16 protein-coding genes are annotated in these 17,360 nt (G+C 63.3%); 11 read left to right on the plus strand and 5 right to left on the minus strand.

Annotated features, from left to right (window positions below):
• Window positions 1-7: 7 nt before the first annotated feature.
• From P9272_RS00125 to P9272_RS00160, 8 genes are all read left to right on the plus strand, one after another.
• A complete protein-coding gene (locus tag P9272_RS00125) occupies window positions 8-658 on the plus strand; it encodes an RNA-binding protein (protein ID WP_128256894.1) in 651 nt (216 codons plus the stop codon).
• Window positions 655-3,237, plus strand: a complete 2,583-nt coding sequence (gene infB / locus P9272_RS00130) for a translation initiation factor IF-2 (protein ID WP_128256893.1) — start codon at window positions 655-657, stop codon at window positions 3,235-3,237. The genes P9272_RS00125 and infB overlap by 4 nt, the downstream gene beginning before the upstream one ends.
• 121 nt (window positions 3,238-3,358) lie before the next feature.
• Window positions 3,359-3,775 (plus strand): 30S ribosome-binding factor RbfA, encoded by a 417-nt coding sequence (rbfA, locus tag P9272_RS00135; protein ID WP_128256892.1) that lies wholly within the window; start codon window positions 3,359-3,361, stop codon window positions 3,773-3,775.
• On the plus strand, window positions 3,775-4,734 hold the full coding sequence (gene truB / locus P9272_RS00140; protein WP_278157913.1) for a tRNA pseudouridine(55) synthase TruB: 960 nt from the start codon (window positions 3,775-3,777) through the stop codon (window positions 4,732-4,734). Before rbfA ends, truB begins: the two co-directional genes overlap by 1 nt.
• A 122-nt stretch (window positions 4,735-4,856) precedes the next feature.
• Entirely contained in the window at window positions 4,857-5,945 is a 1,089-nt protein-coding gene (gene corA, locus P9272_RS00145; protein WP_128256890.1) for a magnesium/cobalt transporter CorA, read from the plus strand.
• A gap of 149 nt (window positions 5,946-6,094) precedes the next feature.
• Window positions 6,095-6,406: a 30S ribosomal protein S15 gene (gene rpsO, locus P9272_RS00150; protein WP_278158561.1), complete on the plus strand. Its 312-nt coding sequence runs from the start codon at window positions 6,095-6,097 to the stop codon at window positions 6,404-6,406.
• A gap of 367 nt (window positions 6,407-6,773) precedes the next feature.
• On the plus strand, window positions 6,774-8,924 hold the full coding sequence (gene pnp, locus P9272_RS00155) for a polyribonucleotide nucleotidyltransferase (protein WP_278157915.1): 2,151 nt from the start codon (window positions 6,774-6,776) through the stop codon (window positions 8,922-8,924).
• A gap of 71 nt (window positions 8,925-8,995) precedes the next feature.
• The gene (locus P9272_RS00160) at window positions 8,996-10,003 is read left to right on the plus strand and encodes a class I SAM-dependent methyltransferase (protein WP_278157917.1); all 1,008 of its coding nucleotides are present in this window, start codon (window positions 8,996-8,998) and stop codon (window positions 10,001-10,003) included.
• A gap of 21 nt (window positions 10,004-10,024) precedes the next feature.
• Here the strand turns inward: P9272_RS00160 and P9272_RS00165 are convergent, their stop codons facing one another.
• The 4 genes from P9272_RS00165 to fabA all read right to left on the minus strand — a co-directional run bounded on the left by P9272_RS00165 (window position 10,025) and on the right by fabA (window position 14,358).
• Window positions 10,025-11,578 (minus strand): bifunctional diguanylate cyclase/phosphodiesterase, encoded by a 1,554-nt coding sequence (locus P9272_RS00165; protein WP_278157919.1) that lies wholly within the window; start codon window positions 11,576-11,578, stop codon window positions 10,025-10,027.
• A gap of 101 nt (window positions 11,579-11,679) precedes the next feature.
• Entirely contained in the window at window positions 11,680-12,492 is an 813-nt protein-coding gene (fabI, locus tag P9272_RS00170; protein ID WP_128256886.1) for an enoyl-ACP reductase FabI, read from the minus strand.
• 13 nt (window positions 12,493-12,505) lie between these two features.
• Window positions 12,506-13,726 (minus strand): beta-ketoacyl-ACP synthase I, encoded by a 1,221-nt coding sequence (gene fabB / locus P9272_RS00175; protein ID WP_128256885.1) that lies wholly within the window; start codon window positions 13,724-13,726, stop codon window positions 12,506-12,508.
• Between the two features lie 116 nt (window positions 13,727-13,842).
• A complete protein-coding gene (gene fabA, locus P9272_RS00180; protein WP_040985924.1) occupies window positions 13,843-14,358 on the minus strand; it encodes a 3-hydroxyacyl-[acyl-carrier-protein] dehydratase FabA in 516 nt (171 codons plus the stop codon).
• A 245-nt stretch (window positions 14,359-14,603) separates the two neighbouring features.
• On the opposite strand from fabA, the gene irrA reads away from it, so the two are divergent.
• Entirely contained in the window at window positions 14,604-15,035 is a 432-nt protein-coding gene (gene irrA / locus P9272_RS00185; protein WP_128256884.1) for an iron response transcriptional regulator IrrA, read from the plus strand.
• 4 nt (window positions 15,036-15,039) lie between these two features.
• Window positions 15,040-15,426 carry a DUF4260 domain-containing protein gene (locus P9272_RS00190; RefSeq protein ID WP_278157927.1) on the plus strand — a complete coding sequence of 129 codons (387 nt, stop codon included), beginning with the start codon at window positions 15,040-15,042 and terminating at the stop codon, window positions 15,424-15,426.
• Between the two features lie 103 nt (window positions 15,427-15,529).
• On the opposite strand, the gene P9272_RS00195 is transcribed toward P9272_RS00190, so the two are convergent.
• On the minus strand, window positions 15,530-16,087 hold the full coding sequence (locus P9272_RS00195; RefSeq protein ID WP_112128468.1) for an SH3 domain-containing protein: 558 nt from the start codon (window positions 16,085-16,087) through the stop codon (window positions 15,530-15,532).
• Between the two features lie 268 nt (window positions 16,088-16,355).
• Here P9272_RS00195 and P9272_RS00200 point away from each other — a divergent pair, with 268 nt between their 5' ends.
• Window positions 16,356-17,357 (plus strand): D-glycerate dehydrogenase, encoded by a 1,002-nt coding sequence (locus P9272_RS00200; protein WP_128256881.1) that lies wholly within the window; start codon window positions 16,356-16,358, stop codon window positions 17,355-17,357.
• The last annotated feature ends 3 nt before the right edge of the window (window positions 17,358-17,360 follow it).

Genomic DNA, 17,360 nt, shown 5'->3' on the forward strand with positions numbered 1-17,360 from the left:
GGACGAGATGAACGATCGCACTTGCATCGTTACGCGCAGGCAGGCCGAAGCGGATGAACTGATCCGCTTCGTCGTCGGCCCGGATTCGGCCGTCGTTCCGGACATCAAGAGAAATCTGCCCGGCCGCGGTTGCTGGGTCACCGCTGATCGCCTACATATCGAGAAGGCAGCGGCGAAGAACCTGTTTGCCCGCGCATTCAAGGCGCAGGTGACCGTTCCGTCTGATCTCGGCGGCATGGTCGAGGGGCTGCTTTCCAGGTCCGCTCTGGGTATGCTTGGGCTTGCCCGCAAGGCCGGCGCCGTCGTTCTTGGAGCCGCCAAGGTCGAAGGTGCGGTGCGCGACGGGCAGGCGCTGCTCGTCCTGCATGCGGCAGAGGCGTCGGACGACGGTGTCCGCAAGATCAGTCAGGCGCGGCGGGCGACCGTCCATCTCGGCGGCCCCGCCATCCTTGCCTACAAACTTTTCTCCGAGGCCGAGTTGAGCTTGGCATTGGGGGGTACAAATGTGATACATGCTGCCGTCCTCGCGCAGGACGCGGGACTGGCGGTTGAGAGGCGCGTTGTTGCGCTCGACCGATATCGGGGCGGTACCCCGAACGATCTGGCAATGCTTGCGGCCGTTGCCGACGAAGATGATGCCGCAGAGGATATGGAATGAACGATACGAAATCGGGCGACGACAAAACGTTGAGCGTTACGCCGAAGAAGACCTTGACGCTGAAGCGCCCCGGCCTCGAGCAGGGCACCGTGCGCCAGAATTTCTCGCACGGCCGCACCAAGTCGGTCGTCGTCGAGACCAAGAAGCGCAAGTTCTCGTTGCCCGGCGACAAGCCGGAGCCGGTGGCGCCCTCCGTGTTCACGCCGAAGCCCGCCGCGGCCGCTCCTGTCGCCGCCGCGCCTGTCGTGCAGGAAGCGCCGAAGGCGCCGCCTCCGCCGCCGGAACGTTCGGGCATGGTCCTGAACGAGCTGTCGCGCGGCGAGATGGAAGCGCGTCGCAGGGCGCTGGAAGGCTCCAAGGCTCGCGAGGCCGAGGATCGCCTGCGCGCTCAGGAAGATGCCAAGCGCCGCGCCGAGGAAGAGGAACGCCGCAAGCGCGAGCGCGACGAATCCGCGCGCCGTCAGGCCGAGGAAGAAGCGCGCCTGCAGGCCGAGGCCGAGTCGCGGCGTCGTGCCGAGGAAGAGGCTCGCCGTCGCGCGCCGCAGGCAGCGGATGTCGCCACGGCCGATGACGAGGAAGAGGCCAAGCCGAGGCGCATCGGTGCCGGTGGCGGAGCCAGCGCGCCACCCCGCCGTCTCGCGACCCCGGAAGTAGCCCGTCCGGCCAAGCCGACCAAGGGCGAGGAAGATCGCCGCCGTGGCAAGCTGACGCTGAATTCGGCGCTGTCGGATGACGACGCTCGCGGCCGTTCGCTGTCGTCGATGCGCCGCCGCCAGGAAAAATTCAAACGCGCGCTCCACAATGAGCCGCGCGAGAAAGTCATGCGCGAAGTGATCCTGCCCGAAACCATCACCATCCAGGAACTGGCGCAACGCATGTCCGAGCGCGCCGTGGATGTAGTCAAGTTCTTCATGAAGCAGGGCCAGATCCTGAAGCCGGGCGACGTCATCGATGCCGACACGGCCGAGCTGGTCGCTTCCGAATTCGGCCATACGGTCCGCCGCGTTGCGGAGTCCGACATCGAGGAAGGCTTGTTCAACATCGCCGACCGTCCCGAGGACCTCGTGTCGCGTCCGCCGGTCGTGACCATCATGGGCCATGTCGACCACGGCAAGACCTCGCTGCTCGACGCCATCCGCAACGCCAATGTCGTATCCGGCGAGGCCGGCGGCATCACCCAGCATATCGGCGCCTACCAGATCGAGAAGAACGGTCAGAAGATCACCTTCATCGACACGCCCGGCCACGCTGCCTTCACCGCCATGCGCGCCCGTGGCGCCCAGGTCACCGACATCGCCGTGCTGGTGGTGGCGGCAGACGACAGCGTGATGCCGCAGACGATCGAATCGATCAACCACGCCAAGGCGGCCGGCGTGCCGATCATCGTGGCGATCAACAAGATCGACAAGCGCGATGCTGACCCGCAGAAGGTGCGGACCGAACTGCTGCGCCACGAGGTGTTCGTGGAATCGATGGGCGGCGAGGTGCTGGACGTCGAGGTTTCGGCGACCAAGGGCACCAATCTCGACAAGCTGCTCGAAGCGATCTTGCTGCAGGCCGAAGTTCTCGACCTCAAGGCCAATCCTGACCGCACCGCCGAAGGCGCGGTGATCGAAGCCAAGCTTGACAAGGGCCGCGGTCCGGTCGCCACCGTTCTGGTGCAGACAGGCACGCTGATGCCGGGCGACATCATTGTCGCCGGCAACGAGTGGGGCCGTGTGCGCGCGCTGGTCGACGACCGCGGCGAGCACGTGCCGGAAGCGCCGCCGGCGATGCCGGTCGAGGTGCTTGGCCTTCAGGGCACACCGCAGGCCGGCGACCGCTTCGCTGTCGTCAACAACGAGGCCCGCGCCCGCGAGATCACCGAATACCGTCAGCGCCTGGCGCGCGACAAGGCGGTGGCCAAGCATGCCGGCCAGCGCGGCTCGCTCGAACAGATGATGTCGCAGTTGCAGACGAGCGGGCTGAAGGAATTCCCGCTGGTCATCAAGGGCGACGTGCAGGGTTCCATCGAGGCGATCAACGCCGCTCTGGAGAAGCTCGGCAACGACGAGGTCAGGGTACGGATCGTCCACTCGGGCGCCGGCGGCATCACCGAGAGCGACGTGTCGCTGGCAGAGACGTCCGGAGCGGCGATCATCGGCTTCAACGTCCGCGCCAACGCGCAGGCGCGCACCGCGGCGGCCGCCGCGGGCATCGAGATCCGCTACTACTCGATCATCTACAACCTCGTCGACGACGTGAAGGCCGCCCTTTCCGGCATGCTTTCGCCGGAGCGGCGCGAGACCTTCATCGGCAATGCCGAGATCCTCGAGATCTTCGACATTTCCAAGGTCGGCAAGATCGCCGGCTGCCGCGTCACCGAAGGCAAGGTCGAGCGTGGTGCCGGCGTGCGCCTGATCCGCGACAACGTCGTCGTCCACGAAGGCACGTTGAAGACGCTCAAGCGCTTCAAGGACGAGGTTTCGGAAGTGCCGGGCGGCCAGGAATGCGGCATGGCTTTCCAGAACTACGAGGACATGCGCGTCGGCGACGTCATCGAGTGCTTCCGCGTCGAGATGGTGAGCAGGACGCTCTAATTCGGGTATACTTGCCGAAATGAAGCGGGCGGCGGCCGCAAGGCTGCCGCCCAGACCGCTCATGCATTTGAGCCATGTGGCGTGGTCCCATCCCGCGCTTCACGATTTCAGGACCAGGAAAATGTCCCGTTCGACAACGTCAGGCCCCTCCCAGCGCATGCTGCGCGTCGGCGAGCAGGTGCGCCATGCCCTTTCCGAAACGCTGCAGCGCGGCGAGATCATCGATCCGGTGATCGAAAACAGCGTCGTCTCGGTCTCCGAGGTGCGCATGTCGCCCGATCTCAAGATCGCCACCGCTTTCGTCTCGCCGCTTGGCGCGGGTGACGACAACGCCGTGGTCGAGGCGCTCAACAGGCATGCGAAGTTCATCCGCGGCCGTGCGTCGGGCGCTCTGAGGCAGATGAAGTATATGCCGGAGTTCCGCTTCCGGCTCGATACCTCCTTCGACAATTTCGCGAAGATCAATGAATTGCTGAAATCGCCCGAAGTGGCGCGCGATCTCGGCGACGGCAAGAACAACGACAAGGACGAGGAATAGTGGCGCGCCGCGGCAAGAAGAAGGGTCGGCCGGTCTCCGGCTGGGTGGTGCTGGACAAGCCGGTCGGCATGGGCTCGACCGAAGCGGTCTCCAAGATCAAATGGCTGTTCCAGGCCGAGAAGGCCGGGCATGCCGGCACGCTCGATCCGCTGGCCTCCGGCATGCTGCCGATCGCGCTCGGCGAGGCTACCAAGACCGTCCCCTACGTGCAGGATGGCGCCAAGGTCTACCGCTTCACCGTTGCCTGGGGTGAGGAACGGTCGACCGACGACCTTGAAGGTCCCGTGACCAAAAGCTCCGACCGCCGCCCGGCCGAGGCCGACGTGAGGGCGCTGCTGCCGAAATACACCGGTGTTATCATGCAGACGCCGCCGCAATTCTCGGCCATCAAGATCGCCGGCGAGCGCGCCTATGATCTCGCCCGCGACGGCGAGACTGTCGAGATACCCGCGCGGGAAATTGAAATCGGCCGTTTGGATATTATCGAGCATAATGCCGACAAGACCGTCTTCGAGGTCGAATGCGGCAAGGGCACCTATGTGCGCTCACTGGCGCGCGACATGGGCCGCGATCTCGGCTGCTTCGGCCATATCGCTGAATTGCGCCGCGTTGAGGTCGAGCCGTTCACGCCGGATGATTTTGTCACGGTAGCCGAACTGGAAGCAGCCCGTTTTGGCGGCAAGGCCGAAGCTGTTCCGGACGAAGCCGAGGTCCCGGTCGATTTCAGTGCCATCGACGCGCTGCTGGTCGAAACGGCGGCGGCGCTCGATTGCCTGCCGCAGGTCGCGGTCAGCGATGACGCGGCGACGAAGATCCGCCTCGGCAATCCCGTGATCATTCGCGGCCGCGATGCGCCGGTCGAGGCGGAGGAGGCATGTGCCACCGCGCGCGGCAGGCTCGTCGCCATCGGCGCCATCGAGCAGGGCATGTTCAAGCCCAAGCGGGTCTTTGTCGGATGAATCCGGTGCAAGTGTCTGTTATTTATCCAATTCCGAACGGAAAACCGCTGCACGTTTGTCCTGGAGTGCTCTAATCTCGGCCGGGCGCGGAAGCCCGGGAAGCTCATGGCCCCAGGAAGAACATGGCTGATACAGGCAACAAGAGGGCGCCGCTGAGAACCCGCCGGCCGCCGGTCGGGGCGTCGCCCGGCACGTTGATCGCCGATCCGGCGGCACGCCGCAGCGAGCTTCGGCTGACATTGATCTCGCCACAGAAATACGAAACCATCGACAATGCCTCGATCGACGACCTCAAGACCCATTGCGAGAAATGGCCTGTCGTCTGGCTGGACTGCACGGGACTTGCCAACATTCCGCTGATCGAGGAGATCGGCCGTATCTTCAACCTCCACCCGCTGGCGCTGGAGGACGTTGTCAACACTGGACAGCGGCCCAAGGTGGATTTCTACGAGGATCATGCCTTCGTCGTCATGCGCATGATCGACGATGTCGCCTCGCACCGCTACGAGCAGATTTCGCTTTTCTTTGGCGGCAAGTTCGTCGTCACATTCCAGGAACGCGAAGGTGATCCGTTCGATCCGGTGCGCAAGCGCATCGCGGCCGCGCTGCCGAACCGTCTGCGCTCGCGCGGCGCCGACTATCTCGCCTATGCGCTGATCGACGCCATCGTCGACAGCTATTTCCCGCCGATCGAGGCGGCGAGCGAATTGGTTGACGGCATTGAGGACGAGATGCTTAACACGCCGCACAAGCATCAGATGCGGCAGCTGCATGAACTCAGGCGCGACGCGAACGTGCTCAAGGGCGTGCTGTGGCCGATGCGCGACGCGCTGGCGACGCTGATCCGAAACGACGTGCCCTTCGTGACGGCCGAGACCAAGATCTTTTTCAACGACACGCTCGACCATTCTCTGCGGCTGATCGAACTGGTCGAGAACCAGCGCGACATGCTCACGGGCCTGATCGAGATGCATCTCTCGCTGACCCAGGCTCGCACCAACGACGTCATTTCCTATCTGACGATCGTCTCCGTGATCTTCATGCCGCTGACCTTCCTGGTCGGCGTCTGGGGGATGAACTTCGACCCGGCAAGCTCGCCTTGGAACATGCCGGAGCTGAAAGCCTACTACGGCTATCCGATGTCGCTGGTGTTCATGGCGCTGATCGCTGCCGGTCTGGTGGCGTTCTTCAAATGGAAGAAGTGGCTATAGCCTTTGAGTTCTCCGGTTTTCGCCGCCGGAACCTGCGACAAGCCGGCTTGACAATTGGGCTGGTGTTTTTTCCGGAATTGCACTATATGCGCCGCAGCTTCGTGCCCTGACGCGTCGCTTGCACTGGCCCCTGCTGGACGACATCCCGGCTGTGGGCGTCCCGTTTCCTCCAACAGATAAGGAAAAGCACGATGTCGATTACTGCCGAGCGCAAGAAAGAACTGATGACCGAATTCGCGACCGCGAAAGGCGATACCGGATCTCCGGAAGTCCAGGTTGCCATTCTTTCCGAGCGCATCAAGAACCTGACCGAGCACTTCAAGGACCACAAGAAGGATAACCATTCCCGCCGTGGCCTCCTTGCTCTGGTTTCCCAGCGGCGCAGCCTGCTTGACTATCTCAAGCGTAAGGATGACGCGCGCTACCAGACGCTGATCGACAAGCTCGGTCTCCGTCGCTGACGAATTGACCGGCGGGCTCTCTAAAGGGGCCCGCCGGTCGCGCATTGGCGCATCGGATAATCCGCTGCTCCGATGCTGCGATTAGGAAATTCCCCTCCGCGCGTGGCGCGTTCCGGAAACAGCATTTCCGGCGTCGTGCGCAGGGTCGGCCGGACCAATCGGCCAACCCGGTTCCGGACCGCAGAGGGCTATCCGGAACCGCCCATGGACGGTCATGGGGCAGGATTGCAGGATGCTCGCTCGGCTTTTGAGCCGGATCTATCGAGCTTCCCGTTGTCTTGCCCGTGGCTGCCCGAAGGAAGCCAGGAAAGGGAGAACCCGCGACCGTTAGGACGGTGCGGCCCTTTCCGCATATGAAGGACAAGACATGTTCAATCATCACAAAGTGGAAATCGAATGGGGCGGCCGCCCGCTCATTCTGGAGACCGGCAAGATCGCCCGCCAGGCTGATGGCGCGGTGCTCGCCACCTATGGCGAGACCGTGGTTCTGGCCACCGTCGTCTCCATGAAGGAGCCGAAGCCCGGCCTCGATTTCTTCCCGCTCACCGTCAACTACCAGGAAAAGACCTACGCCGCCGGCAAGATCCCGGGCGGCTATTTCAAGCGCGAGGGTCGTCCGAGCGAGAAGGAAACGCTGGTTTCCCGCCTGATCGACCGCCCGATCCGCCCGCTTTTCGCCGACGGCTACAAGAACGACACCCAGATCGTCGTCACCGTCGTCCAGCATGATCTCGAGAACGATCCGGATATCCTGTCGATCGTCGCCACCTCCGCGGCGCTCACCCTTTCGGGCGTGCCCTTCATGGGCCCGATCGGCGGCGCCCGTGTCGGCTACATCAACGGCGAATATGTACTCAACCCGCATATCGACGAGATGCAGGAATCCAAGCTCGACCTCGTCGTCGCCGGTACCGCCGACGCCGTGCTGATGGTCGAATCCGAGGCCAAGGAACTTTCCGAGGACCTGATGCTCGGCGCCGTCATGTTCGGCCACAAGAGCTTCCAGCCGGTGATCGAGGCAATCATCAAGCTGGCCGAGGTCGCCGCCAAGGAGCCGCGCGACTTCACCGCGCCGGACTATTCCGCGCTCGAAGGCGAGATGCTGAAGGTCGTCGGCGACGAGCTTCGCGCAGCCTACAAGATCACCGACAAGCAGTCGCGCTATGCCGCGGTCGATGCCGTCAAGGCCAAGGTCAAGGCTGCCTTCGCTCCGGCAGAGGGCGAGGAAGCCAAGTACACTTCCGAGCAGATCGGCACCGTCTTCAAGGAGCTTCAAGCCAAGGTCGTGCGCTGGAATATCCTTGATACCGGCTCCCGCATCGACGGCCGCGATCTCAAGACCGTGCGCAAGATCGTCTCGGAGGTTGGCGTCCTGCCGCGCACCCATGGTTCGGCGCTGTTCACCCGCGGCGAGACCCAGGCCCTGGTGGTTGCCACGCTCGGCACCGGCGAGGACGAGCAGTTCGTCGACTCGCTGACCGGCATGTACAAGGAGAAGTTCCTTCTCCACTACAACTTCCCTCCCTACTCCGTCGGTGAGACCGGCCGCATGGGTTCGCCGGGCCGCCGTGAAATCGGCCATGGCAAGCTCGCATGGCGCGCCATCCGCCCGATGCTGCCGACCTCCGACCAGTTCCCGTACACGCTGCGCGTCGTCTCGGAGATCACCGAATCCAATGGCTCGTCGTCTATGGCAACTGTCTGCGGCACCTCGCTGGCGCTGATGGATGCCGGCGTGCCGCTGGCCAAACCCGTTGCCGGTATCGCCATGGGCCTGATCAAGGAAGGCGAGCGCTTCGCGGTGCTCTCCGACATCCTGGGCGACGAGGACCATCTCGGCGACATGGACTTCAAGGTTGCGGGCACTGCCAATGGCGTAACCTCGCTGCAGATGGACATCAAGATCGAGGGCATCACCGAGGAGATCATGAAGATCGCGCTGGATCAGGCCAAGGACGGCCGCCAGCATATCCTCGGCGAAATGGCCCATGCCCTGACCGGCGCCCGCCCCGAGCTCGGCGAGTTCGCACCGCGCATCGAGGTCATGCACATTCCGACCGACAAGATCCGCGATGTCATTGGTTCCGGCGGCAAGGTGATCCGCGAGATCGTCGAGAAGACCGGCGCCAAGATCAACATCGAGGACGACGGCACGGTCAAGATCGCTTCGGCCAACGCCAAGGAGATCGAGGCGGCGAAGAAGTGGATTCACACTATCGTCGCCGAGCCGGAAGTCGGCGAGATCTACGAAGGCACAGTCGTAAAGACCGCCGACTTCGGCGCCTTCGTCAACTTCTTCGGCCCGCGCGACGGTCTCGTCCATATCTCGCAGCTCGCCAATGAGCGCGTCGCCAAGACCTCCGATGTCGTCAAGGAAGGCGACAAGGTCTGGGTCAAGCTGATGGGCTTCGACGAGCGCGGCAAGGTTCGCCTGTCGATGAAGGTCGTCGACCAGGCGACCGGCAAGGAAATCGTCCAGGAGAAGAAGAAGGCTGAAGGCGAGGAAGACGCCGCCTGATCGGTTTGGCTGAACAGTTTAAGACGGGCGCGCCGCGAGGTCGCGCCCGTTTTGTTTGAAGGACTGTGCGAATGGCCGCGGAGCCGCTGAAGACGCTGTTCCACCCGTTCGAGGCCGAGGCGCTGCCTCTGCCGCGAAAGGATGCCCGCGTTCTTTTTCTGGGCGCCGAGCCCGGCTTCCGCTTGCCCGAAGGTTTCGATGCGGCGCTGCATCTCGTGCAGGGCTTCCGCCCACATTTCCGCGCCCTGCAGGCGGCCGGTTACACGGTCACGCCGCACGTGGAAGGCCAGGGCTACGACATGGCTCTGGTGCTTGCGGGCCGCCATCGGGGCCAGAATGAGTTGCGCATCGCCGAAGCACTCGAGCGTGTCGCGCCGGGCGGGCTGATCGTTGTCGCGGGTGGCAAGGAGGACGGCATCGACAGCCTGCGCAAGCGGATCAATGCGCTGGCGTCGCTCGAAGGCCACCTACCGAAGCATCACGGCGTTGCCTTCTGGTTCCGGCCGGCCGGTCCGGAAGCAGCCGCGCCGCTACGCGCCGGCAACCCCGACCTTGTTGTTGACGGCGGTTTCAAAACCGCGCCTGGCATGTTCTCCTTCGATCGGGTCGATGCCGGTTCGAAACTGCTCGTTGCGAGCCTGCCTTATGATCTCGCAGGCAATGTCGCCGATTTCTGCGCGGGCTGGGGTTATCTGGCGGCCGAGGTCCTGCAGCGCTCGCAGAGCCTCACCGCGCTCGATCTCTACGAAGCGGATTTCGAGGCCCTGGAGGCAGCCAGGCTGAATGTCCATGGCGCCGTCGAGCCGCGCTTCTTCTGGACCGATCTGCTCACCGAGGCGGCCGAGCGGCGCTACGACGCAATTGTCATGAACCCCCCTTTCCACAGCGGCCGCGCCGCCGACCCGGAGATCGGCGCCGGCATGATCCGCGCGGCGTCGAAGGCGCTGAAACCGGGCGGCCGGCTGTTCATGGTCGCCAACCGCCAGCTTCCTTACGAACAGGTGCTCTCCGCAGCCTTTGCCAGCCATGCCGAGATCGCACGCGACGGCATGTTCAAGGTGTTGTCCGCGCGCCGCTGAAAAGCGTGTTTGCGTGGTGGTTTACTGCAGGCTGACGATCCGTGCGGGCTCGCGGGTGCCGAAAGCAGGCCGCGCCTCGCCGAGCTCGGCCTTGAGCGGGGCCGGCCGGCCGAACAGATAACCCTGGACCACCTCGCAGCCCGCGGCCCTCAGCAGCGTGGCCTGGTTCTCGGTCTCCACACCTTCGGCGATGATGCCGACGCCCAGCGCCCGAGACAGGCCGACAATGGTCGAGACGATCGCGCCGGAACTGGAGTCGGTATCGATGCGGCTGACGAAGGAACGGTCGATCTTCAGCTTGCCGAAGGAGAAGTCGATCAGGTAGCTCAAATTGGAATAGCCGGTGCCGAAATCATCTACGGCCACAGAGATCCCCATCTCCGCAAGCTGCTCCAGGATCGCGGCGGCGCGGTCGCGATCCTGCATCATCGCCGTCTCGGTGACCTCGAGCTCCAGCCGCGACGGATTGATGCCGGTCGATTCCATCACCTCGCGAACGATGCCGACGAAATCCCTGGTCATGAACTGGACCGGCGAGATGTTGACGGCGACGAAACAGTCCTGCGGCAGGTGCGCGGCGTCGCTGCAGGCCTTGCGCAGCACCCATTCGCCGATCGGGTTGATCATGCCGGTTTCCTCGGCGATCGGAATGAACTCCATCGGCGGGATCATGCCGCGCTCCGGATGCTTCCAGCGGATCAACGCCTCGTAGCCGACGACGCGGCCGCTCGGCAGATTGAGCTGCGGCTGGTAGTGAAGACTGAAGTCACCGCGGTCGAACGCGGTCTTCAGCTCCGACTCGATCCATTGCCGATAGTCGGCCACGCGGCCCATGTCCGCATGGAACACAGACCAGTTGCCGACGCCGCTGGCCCGCGCGTTCTGCAACGCAAGATTCGAACGGCGCAAGACCAGGACCGGGTCGACGCCGTCCTTCGGCATCGCCACGATGCCTACCGACAGGCTGACCGACTGCAGGTGGGTCTGCAGCTGATAAGGTTCCATCATATCGTTGATGAGCTTTTCGATCAGCCGCTCGATCGAACCACGGATATCTCGGTCCGGCAGCAGCACGCCGAACTCGCCGGCACCGATGCGCCCAATCACCGCATCCTTCGGCATGCTACCCTTCAGCCTGCTGGTGAAGGCGCAGACAAGTTCGTCGCCATGGCTGTAGCCGATGGCGTCGTTGATCTGCTTGAAGCGGTCGATATCGATGTCGATCAGGAACACCGGCTCGCCGGTTCGGATCGTATCGGCGGCGGCATCGGCAATCTTGCCGACCATGGCTTGGCGCGACAAAAGCCCGGTCAGCTTGTCGAAATGAGTTTCCTTGACGACATAGGCCACCGATTCATCGACGCCGGCGAAGAACGACATCGCCGCACCGCCGGCGGCAAGGGCGCACAGCGCGGCGATGGCGCCTATCATCGCCTGGGCCGGCATGCCGGCCATGCCGTCGCCGAAGCCGAACCGCAGCCCCCACAATCCGAGGACGAAACCGCCCATGCCGGAGCTGGCGATGGTGATCAGCCGGAACAGCGGTGTTCGCTTCGGGTTACTGACTGAAGACATGCAAGGTCCCTGGATTAAGGGGCCTTATAGCGGAATCTCCTTAAAATGAGTTTCCGCCGGTGCATCCAATTTTACTTGAAGGCTACTGTCGCGCCCGCAAACTATTCGCGGGGACCGTCGTTCTGCTTCAGTTCCTCCAGCGACGGCATCGAAACGATGTGATAACCGGAATCCACATAATGGATCTCGCCGGTGACACCCGACGAAAGATCGGAGAGCAGGTAAAGCGCCGAGCCGCCGACTTCGTCGAGGGTCACGGTGCGCCGCAGAGGCGAATTGCGCTGCTGATAGGAGAACATATGGCGGGCGTCGGAAACGCCCGAGCCGGCCAGCGTCCGCACCGGTCCGGCCGAGATGCCGTTCACCCTGATGCCGCGCGGCCCGTAGTCATTGGCAAGGTAGCGCACGCTGGCCTCGAGCCCGGCCTTGGCGACGCCCATGACATTGTAGTTCGGCATCACCCGCACCGACCCGGCATAGGTGAGCGTGATCATCGAGCCGCCATTGCCCATCAGCGCGGCAGCATTGCGGGCGACCTCGGTGAAGGAATAACAGGAGATCACCATGGTGCGTACGAAATTCTCGCGGCTGGTATCCGCGTAGAGGCCCTTCAACTCGTTCTTGTCGGAAAAGCCGATGGCGTGCACCACGAAATCCAGCCCGCCCCAGGCCTTGCCGAGGGTTTCGAAGGTCTCGGTGACCGAGGCGCTGTCCTCGACATCGCATGGCACGATCAAGGAGGCTCCCACCTTCTCGGCAAGCGGCTTGACCCGCCGCCCGAAGGCGTCGCCCTGGTAGGTGAAGGCCAGCTCCGCCCCGTGCTCGGACAATTTCTTGGCGATGCCCCAGGCGATCGAATGATCGTTGGCGACGCCCATGACAAGCCCGCGCTTGCCCTTCATCAACCCTTCCATGTCCGGCAGATCCTTATGCGGAATAGCGCTGGAAAATCAGCGTTGCGTTGGTGCCACCGAAACCGAAGGAATTGGACAGGACGGTGTCGATCTTGGCGTTGTCGATGCGTTTGCGCACGATCGGCATGCCCTCGAATTCCGGATCGAGCTCCTCGATATGGGCGCTCTCGCCGATGAAGCCGCCCTGCATCATCAGGATCGAATAGATCGATTCCTGCACGCCAGCCGCGCCCAGCGAATGGCCGGTAAGCGACTTGGTCGAGGTGATGTAGGGCATCTTGTCGCCGAACACCTCGCGGATGGCGCCCATTTCCCTGGAATCGCCGACCGGCGTCGAGGTGCCATGGGTGTTGATGTAGTCGACAGGGGTCGAGACGGTGGCAAGCGCCTGCCGCATGCAGCGGATGGCGCCTTCCCCCGAAGGAGCGACCATGTCGTAGCCATCGGACGTCGCGCCATAGCCGACGATCTCGGCATAGATCTTGGCGCCGCGCGCCCTGGCGTGTTCCAGCTCCTCCAAGATCAACACGCCGGCGCCGCCGGCGATGACGAAACCGTCGCGGTTGACGTCATAGGCGCGCGAAGCAGCCGATGCCTTGTCGTTAAATTTCGACGACATGGCGCCCATGGCGTCGAACAGGTCCGACATTGTCCAGTCCAGGTCTTCGTGGCCGCCGGCAAACATCACGTCCTGCTTGCCCCACTGGATCAGCTCATAGGCATTGCCGATGCAATGCGCCGAGGTCGAGCAGGCCGATGAGATCGAGTAGTTGACGCCGTGGATCTTGAACCATGTGGCCAAGGTGGCCGACGCCGTCGAGGACATTGCCTTCGGCACGGCGAATGGACCGATGCGCTTGGGGCTGCTGTTCTTGATCGTGATTTCCGCCGCTTCGACGATGGTCCGGGTCGAAGGGCCGCCGGACCCCATCACGATGCCCGTCCGCTCATTGGTGATATCGCTTTCGCCAAGCCCGGCATCGGCAATCGCCTGGTCCATGGCGACGTGGTTCCAGGCCGCGCCCTGGCTCAGGAAGCGCATGGCGCGGCGGTCGATCATCGGCGTGGGATCGAGCGTCGGCGCGCCCCAGACCTGGCAGCGGAAGCCGTGTTCGGCGAAGGAATTGGAAAAACTGATGCCGGATTTGGCATCGTAAAGCGAGCTCTGCACCTCGTTAGCATTGTTGCCGATCGACGACACAATGCCGAGCCCTGTCACTACGACCCGTCTCATTCGCAACTCCTTCCGGCGTATCCGGGCGGAAAACCTAGCCGGTTTTCGCCTGTGATCATACGCAAATAAACTGACGTGGCGCCCATTGGGTACGCGGGCGCCGTGGCGAAAAACGGTCAGGCGGCCGACTGCTTGGACAAGCCGACCTTCAGATCCGTAGCGGCGTATATGGGTTCGCCATCCGCCTTAAGCCAGCCGTCGGCGATGCCGAGCACCAGCCGGCCGCGCATCACACGCTTGAAATCGACGCCGTACTCGACCTTCTTCACCGACGGCGTCACCATGCCCTTGAACTTCACCTCGCCGGTCGAGAGCGCCATGCCCTTGCCGGGTTCGCCCAGCCAGCCGAGATAAAAGCCGGTCAACTGCCACATGGCGTCGAGGCCGAGGCAGCCCGGCATGATCGGATTGCCGATGAAGTGGCAGGCGAAAAACCACAAGTCCGGCTTGATGTCGAATTCGGCGCGGATGAAGCCCTTGTCAAAAGCGCCGCCGGTCTCGCTGATCTCAGTGATGCGGTCGAACATCAGCATAGGTGGGTAGGGCAGCTGGGCGTTGCCCGGTCCGAACAGGTCGCCGCGAGCGCAGGCAAGCAGTTCCTCGTAATCGTAGCTGGACTTTTGATCCGCCATCAAACTTCCGTCCCCGTGTCTTTGCGGGCGGCAGGGCGCCCTTCTTGTTGGTTTCCTAACACACTCTGTTTGCGGCCGGAAACCGGCGTTTGCGCTTAACCCGTGCGCCTTCCCGGGTCAATGCGCGCTATTGATCGCATTCGGACTACAGAATATATGTCGATTGGTGTCTGGTTTTGGCTTCTGACGTCTTTTTGCCATTCTGGACCTGTTGGTGGGCTGGGCAACAAAGCTTCGACGCGAAGATGGATTTGGGCTACCGGAAGGACAATGTCGCTGTGGACAAGCGGGTTCGCGAAGCCGGCCTGAGGCCGACGCGCCAGCGCATCGCGCTGGCCGATCTGCTTTTCGCCAAGGGCGACCGCCACCTTTCGGCCGAGGAATTGCATGAAGAGGCGATCGCCGCCGGCGTGCCCGTTTCATTGGCGACGGTCTATAACGCGCTCCATCAGTTCACAGAGGCCGGCCTGCTACGCATCCTGGCGGTCGAAGGCTCGAAAACCTATTTCGACACCAACACCTCAGACCATCATCACTTCTACGTCGAGGGCGAGAACCGGATTTTCGACATCGAAAGCGGGCCGGTCACCGTCTCCAACCTGCCGGCACCGCCGGAGGGCATGGAGATCGCCAATGTCGACATCGTCGTGAGGCTTCGCCGGAAGCGCGGCGACTGATCCCGTGGCGACGCGGCCCGTCGACCTGATCGTCCGGTTTGAGTGGGTCACCGTCGCCGCCTTGGCCATCGTTTGCTACGCGCTGTCCGGCTTTTCCTGGTGGCTGTTTGCGCTGCTTATCCTGGCGCCGGACCTGTCGATGCTGGGCTACCTCGCCGGGCCGCGCCTCGGCGCCGTCACCTATAATGCCTTGCATATCCTGATTGCCCCGCTCGTCATTCTGCTCGCGGGCGCGTTGCTCGCCGGTCCGCTCACGACCGCGGTGGCACTTATCTGGATAGCGCACATCGCCATCGACCGTGCCCTCGGCTACGGCCTCAAGCTGCCCACCGCTTTTCAGGATACGCATCTCGGCCGCATTGGCCGTGACCGCAGCGGCGCGACCGGCTGAGGCGTATCGACATTCGGGTCAGGCCGAATCGAGAATGATGGGGTGACCGGAAGCGCAGGAAGCCGTCATTCGTAGGCCGACCTCACCTGAATATCGATACGCCTCAGTTCTTGAACTTCTCGCCCGGGTAGGCACCCCACACCTGCGACTGGGCCATCCAGCCGGTGTGGCCGTCAAAGGTCATCTCGCACCATTGGCCGTCGCATTTCTTGATCGAGCCGATCACGCCCGGCTCGATGATGGCGATGACGCCGGCATCCTTGTCGGGCTCGTCGAGCAGGTTGACCTGCCCGCCCTTGCCGCGCTGCCAAGGCGCGACTATGGCGGTGCGACGGCCGGAGAGCAGCGACTGGTTGATCCAGCCCTCCGAACCATCGGCATCGCGCACGCGGCGCCAGGTGTCGAATTCCTGGATCACTTCCATCGGCAGGCCAGCCTTCAGATACATCCAGTTGACGGAATAATTGGCGCCTGGGCCGACGCGCGAATTCACGCGGGCCGGTTTCAGGCTGACGAAGCGCGGCAGCGGCAGGCCGCTCGGACCAAGCGTTATGGTTTGCGCCGGCGCGGCCGCGCTTTGCGCGAAGGCCTGCGGCGCGCAAAGCAGGGCGCCAAGGATGGCTGCGCTGAAGGCCAGGCGAAGCGACGCGAAACCAGACACTTTCGTTCCTTTCGGCGCCGGTCCGTCGGATGAGCGCCCCTTTTTCTTTGTCTTCGGCGGCACCGCTTGTTACAGAGTGGGCTGATGCCGCGACTGGCTACAAGTTTCGCCGGTCTTGGTTAAAGAGGTCTCAACGAGATCGGTTTCGAGAGCATGATCCTGAAAAGTGGGAACTGGTTTTCGGAAAAGATCATGCTCCAAAAAAGAGTAGAATCAGGACGACGATTCAGCGAAACGTCATTCTGATCTAGGAAGCTTCGGGGATAAAATGGCAGGCAAAAAACGGCCCCTCGTCGTCATCACGCGCAAGCTGCCCGACCCTGTCGAGACCCGCATGCGCGAGCTGTTCGACGCAAGGCTGAATGTCGAGGACCGGCCGATGACCCAGCCGGAGCTGGTGGCGGCGGTCAAGGAAGCCGACGTGCTAGTTCCCACCATCACCGATCACATCGACGCCGCGCTGATCGCCCAGGCCGGTGAAAACCTGAAGCTGATCGCCAATTTCGGCAACGGCGTCGACAAGATCGACGTCGCGGCGGCCGCCAAGAAAGGCATCACTGTCACCAACACGCCGAACGTACTGACCGAAGACACCGCCGACATGACCATGGCGCTGATGCTCGCCGTCCCCCGGCGGCTGGCCGAAGGCGCCAATGTGCTGACGGGCGAGAAGAAATGGGCCGGCTGGTCGCCGACCTGGATGCTCGGCCGGCGCATCTGGGGCAAACGGCTCGGCATCGTCGGCATGGGCCGCATCGGCACGGCCGTCGCCAGGCGGGCCAAGGCTTTCGGCCTGTCGATCCATTACCACAATCGGCACCGCGTCCTGCCGGCGGTGGAGGAGGAGCTGGAGGCAACTTACTGGGAAAGCCTCGACCAGATGCTGGCCCGCATGGACATCATCTCGGTCAATTGTCCTTCGACGCCGGCGACGTTCCACCTTTTGTCCGGCCGTCGGCTGGCGCTGATGCAGCCTTCGGCTTACCTCGTCAACACGGCGCGCGGCGACATCATCGACGAGGAAGCACTGATCAAGCTGATCCATGACGGCAAGATCGCCGGCGCCGGCCTCGATGTCTATGAGCACGAGCCGGCGCTGAACACCAAGCTCCTGAAGCTTGCCTCCAAGGGCAAGGTGGTGCTGTTGCCACATATGGGATCGGCCACGCTCGAAGGCCGCATCGACATGGGCGAGAAGGTGATCATCAACATCCGCGCCTTCTTCGACGGCCACCGCCCACCGGACCGTGTTCTGCCGCTGAGGGCCTGAAGG

This window comes from Mesorhizobium sp. WSM4976 (genome assembly GCF_029625685.1).
Taxonomy (GTDB): Bacteria; Pseudomonadota; Alphaproteobacteria; order Rhizobiales; family Rhizobiaceae; genus Mesorhizobium.

Bases quoted from the DNA above. Each gene is read 5' to 3' on its own strand.
- infB (WP_128256893.1), top strand. From the start codon at position 655: ATGAACGATACGAAATCGGGCGACGACAAAACGTTGAGCGTTACGCCG.
- corA (WP_128256890.1), top strand. From the start codon at position 4,857: ATGGCTGATACAGGCAACAAGAGGGCGCCGCTGAGAACCCGCCGGCCG.
- fabI (WP_128256886.1), bottom strand. From the start codon at position 12,492: ATGGAAGGGTTGATGAAGGGCAAGCGCGGGCTTGTCATGGGCGTCGCC.
- fabA (WP_040985924.1), bottom strand. From the start codon at position 14,358: ATGGCGGATCAAAAGTCCAGCTACGATTACGAGGAACTGCTTGCCTGC.
- pnp (WP_278157915.1), top strand. From the start codon at position 6,774: ATGTTCAATCATCACAAAGTGGAAATCGAATGGGGCGGCCGCCCGCTC.
- fabB (WP_128256885.1), bottom strand. From the start codon at position 13,726: ATGAGACGGGTCGTAGTGACAGGGCTCGGCATTGTGTCGTCGATCGGC.
- P9272_RS00160 (WP_278157917.1), top strand. From the start codon at position 8,996: ATGGCCGCGGAGCCGCTGAAGACGCTGTTCCACCCGTTCGAGGCCGAG.
- irrA (WP_128256884.1), top strand. From the start codon at position 14,604: ATGGATTTGGGCTACCGGAAGGACAATGTCGCTGTGGACAAGCGGGTT.
- P9272_RS00165 (WP_278157919.1), bottom strand. From the start codon at position 11,578: ATGTCTTCAGTCAGTAACCCGAAGCGAACACCGCTGTTCCGGCTGATC.
- P9272_RS00125 (WP_128256894.1), top strand. From the start codon at position 8: ATGAACGATCGCACTTGCATCGTTACGCGCAGGCAGGCCGAAGCGGAT.
- rbfA (WP_128256892.1), top strand. From the start codon at position 3,359: ATGTCCCGTTCGACAACGTCAGGCCCCTCCCAGCGCATGCTGCGCGTC.
- P9272_RS00200 (WP_128256881.1), top strand. From the start codon at position 16,356: ATGGCAGGCAAAAAACGGCCCCTCGTCGTCATCACGCGCAAGCTGCCC.